The 3,559-nt window shown below is 68.7% G+C and carries 3 protein-coding genes; 2 read left to right on the top strand and 1 reads right to left on the bottom strand.

The window, feature by feature from the left end; genetic code table 11:
- On the bottom strand, window positions 1-1,229 hold a 1,229-nt coding region (locus tag ACIQ3R_RS16490; protein ID WP_397419942.1), incomplete at its 3' end, for a TonB-dependent receptor.
- 183 nt (window positions 1,230-1,412) lie between these two features.
- Here ACIQ3R_RS16490 and ACIQ3R_RS16485 point away from each other — a divergent pair.
- Together ACIQ3R_RS16485 and ACIQ3R_RS16480 are read left to right on the top strand one after the other, a co-directional pair.
- Entirely contained in the window at window positions 1,413-2,099 is a 687-nt protein-coding gene (locus ACIQ3R_RS16485) for a TetR/AcrR family transcriptional regulator (RefSeq protein WP_397419941.1), read from the top strand.
- A 66-nt stretch (window positions 2,100-2,165) separates the two neighbouring features.
- Complete coding sequence (locus ACIQ3R_RS16480; RefSeq protein ID WP_397419940.1) at window positions 2,166-3,437, top strand: APC family permease; 1,272 nt, start codon at window positions 2,166-2,168, stop codon at window positions 3,435-3,437.
- Window positions 3,438-3,559: the final 122 nt, after the last annotated feature.

Below are 3,559 nucleotides of genomic sequence, written 5' to 3'. Positions count from 1 at the left end.
ATGAACACCTCGCAATAGTCACGCGTCAGGTCGATGTTCTGCCCCAGGTCGTAGGCTTCCTCGTAGTAGTAGAGCCCAGCCACATAGCTCAGGCGGTTGTCCAGCAGGGTCTCAGGCGACAGCAGCTGCAGCTCCTGGGAGTGGTTCTGGCTGTCGGCGTTGGTGGTCCGGCGCTGGAGTTCCAGCGGGACGTTGCCGTTCGAGGCCTGGTACTGGACGTTTTTCCAGTCGCGGTAGCCGCTGATCAGCTTGAGCTGATAGCCGTTGGCCATGTTCCAGGTCAGTTCGCTGGCGACGCCGGTCTGGTAGTCAATAAGGTCGCCCTCGGTCGACTGGCGAACTCGCCGCGAGTAGGTGTCGGACGTGTAGGGGAGAAGGCCGACGCCAGGTCCCGCGCCGTCCGGATCAAGGCGCGTCATCCAGTTGGCCAGCGTCGTTGGAGTCACCGAGCGGGTGACCACCGTGATGGTGTTGTAGCCGTCGCCGCTCAGGTTCTGGTAGTCGCCGCGCAGCGACCAGGTGACCTCAGGCGTAATGTCCCAGACCGTCGTGCCGCGCAGCGAGAAGCCATCGTTGCGGCCCATGCGCTTGCCGGTCAGGTCGTTGCGGTCATAACCGTCGTTGGTATAGGCGAGCGCCGAAATGCGGGTCCGAAAGCCCTCGGTCACCGGCAGATCTGCGGAGACCGCCAGCCGCTGGCGGCCATAGTTGCCAATCGAGGCGGTGGCTTCGCCGCCAAAGGCGTCGCCCGGCGCTGTGGTGCGGATCAGCACCGCGCCCATGGAGGCGTTACGGCCGAACAGCGTGCCCTGCGGACCGCGCAGCACTTCCACGGAGCCGATGTCGTTCAGACCTGCCAGAAGCGAGCCGATCCGGGGCACGTAGACGCCATCCACGAAGGCGGCGACGCTGGGCTCCACGGCGGTGTTCCCGCTGGTGCCGATGCCGCGCATCATGATCCGCGTGTTGCTCGTGTTGGACGAGGTGGCCAGGTAGAGGCTGGGGGTCAGGCGGCGGAGATCGCGGATGTCCTGCACGCCCGCGGCCTTCAGCGTTTCGCCGCTGAAGGCGGTCACCGAAATCGGCACGTCCTGAACGTTCTCAGCCCGCTTCTGGGCGGTGACCACCACCTCCGCGATGCCCACATCCTCGGAGGCTTGCGCCATGGCGCTCATCGGCGCGGCGAGCGCCAGCATTGCGACCGACACGAACAGTCTGCGACGTCCCATGGTGGGCTCCTCCCCTAAGGCTTCAGGCCTTTCGACCCCTTGTTTCCCTGGGTCACGATGCGCGCGGCCGAAGCGTCTGTCAATTTATGCTACGGTGTGGTTTCATTCGGGCTTCAGGTGGACTCCGGCGTGTTCTGGGGGCTGAGTCGACCGGGCGTTCGGATCCGCCCAACGGAGAAACAATTGACCGATACGGCCCTGACTCCAGGAACCCGCCCCAAGACCGGCCGGGGGTCCAAGCCGCGCGTCAATATCGTGGAGCGTCGCGAAGCCTTTCTGCTGGCGGCCTGTCGCGTCTTTCTGGAGCGCGGCGTCGGCACGGCGACCATGCAGGACGTGGCCGATGCGGCGGGCGTGCCGAAAATCCTGGTCTATCGCGTGTTTCCCTCGAAGCAGGCGCTGCTGGACGCCATCCGCGACAAGGTGCTCACCAAGATCCACGAGGTCTGGCGGGAGCCGACCTACTTCTACGGCTCGCGGCTCTACAGCATGGCGTTGGCCGCGCGGGTCCAGCCCGAGCCCTATCTGCTGGTGTTCCGCTACAGCCAGGCCGGAGTCGAGGCGCTCGATTGGGGCGCGGCGGTCACATCCGCCATCGCCGGCTACACGCGGGAGCGCTGGTTCGCACCGGGCCCGGACGCGCCGCCGGGCGCCGAGGCCCGCGCGGACTACGCCTCCAGGCTCAATGTCGGCCCCTTCATCGAGACCCTGATCCGCTGGATCGAGGAATCCGACGGCCTTGATGACGAGTCGCGCCTGCGCTGGACGGCGCGGATCCAGCGAGAGTTTCACCTGGCGTCGCGCGAGGCGTTCCAGCTGGGTAAAGTCGATCACCGCTATGGCATGCCGCCCGGCAGCGAAGATGCCTGACCTGATCGCCGAGCTGGCGGACCGGACCCGGTTGTGACCCCGGACGCACCTGCGCCGCGGCGCGCCATGGGGCCGATCGCCCTGGCGGCGGTGGGCGTCAACAGCATCATCGGGGCGGGGTTCTACCTGCTGCCGGCGCAGTACTTCGCGGTTGTGGGCCCTTGGGCGCCGCTCGTCCTGCTGGCGGTGGGCGTGCTGATGTTCGCCATCGCGCTCTGCTTCGCGGAGGTCGGTAGTCGGTTCGAGGTTAGCGGCGGGGCCTATCTTTACGTGCGCGCGGCCTATGGGCCGCTGGCGGGGTTCGAGGTGGGCTGGGTGCTCTATCTGTCGCGGCTGGTGTCGACCGCGGCGATGTTCTCCGCCCTGATCATGCTCCTGAAGGTGACGACCGGCCTGGAATGGGGGCTGGGCCCCAGCGCCGTGGTCATCGGCGTCATGACCGTCGTGGTCGCGGCCTTTTCGATCGTCGGCGGGCGGGCCAACGCCGGGCTGGTCACAGCGCTGGCGGTGATCAAGGTCGCGCCGGTGGTGCTGCTGATCGCGCTCGCGGCGCCCGTGCTCGACACGGCGGCGCTTGCGCCGGGTCCTGCGCCGGGCTGGAGTGCGCTGGGCGCGGCGGCCACCATGGCGATGTTCTCCTATGCGGGCTTTGAGAACCTGGCGATCCCGGCCGGCGAGGCCAGCAATCCGCAACGGGACGTGCCCCGCGCCCTGGTCATCTCGCTGGCGGCCGGCGTGGTGCTGCTGGTGGGCGCCAATGCCGTCGCGATCGGGCTGGTCAACGGGCTCAGCGACAGCAAACTCGCGCTGGCCGACGCCGCCCAGGTGGTGATGGGCCCGGCCGGCTGGTGGATGATCGCGGTGACGGCGATCCTGGCGGTAGTGGGCAGCAAGGCGGGGTCGCTGCTGGCCAACTCCCGACTGCTTCAGGGCCTGGCCGACCAGGGGGATATCGCCGCCTGGTTCGGCGGGCGCTCCAAGCGCTACGGCACGCCGGCGACGGCGGTGGTGGTCAGTTCGGCGCTGGTGGCGGCCCTGGCGCTCTCGGGGACCTTCCAGTCGCTGGTGGTCCTGGCGGTGGGGACGCGCGTGCTGGTCTATGCCAGCGTCGCGCTGTCGGTCGTCCGGCTGCGCGCCCGCGACGGATACGGCGCCGCCCCCGCCGCGCGGTTTCGGATGCCCCTGGCGCCGCTGATGGTGGGCGTGGTTCTGGCGGGTTGCGGCGGCATCCTGGCGACCATGACCCTGACGCAGGGCGTCGCCCTGGCTGCGGGGCTGGCCCTCGGCCTCCTGCTCTATGCCGGTCAGGCCTACCAGCGCCGCCGGACGGCGTCCTGAGATCCGGCGTCTGAGCTCAGCCGGGCCCCGGTGTCTCGGCGAAGGCCTCGGCGGCGATGGCGATGGTCTCGTCGATGTCGGCGGGCTGATGCGCCCCGCTCAGGTTCCAGTTGAGGTTCGGG

It is taken from the genome of Phenylobacterium sp. (genome assembly GCF_044371015.1).
Taxonomy (GTDB): domain Bacteria; phylum Pseudomonadota; class Alphaproteobacteria; order Caulobacterales; family Caulobacteraceae; genus Phenylobacterium.
This window is presented reverse-complemented; position numbering and strand designations above follow the sequence as displayed.

Excerpts from the sequence above, each read along its gene's own strand:
- ACIQ3R_RS16480 (WP_397419940.1), top strand. The coding sequence starts at position 2,166 with ATGGGGCCGATCGCCCTGGCGGCGGTGGGCGTCAACAGCATCATCGGG.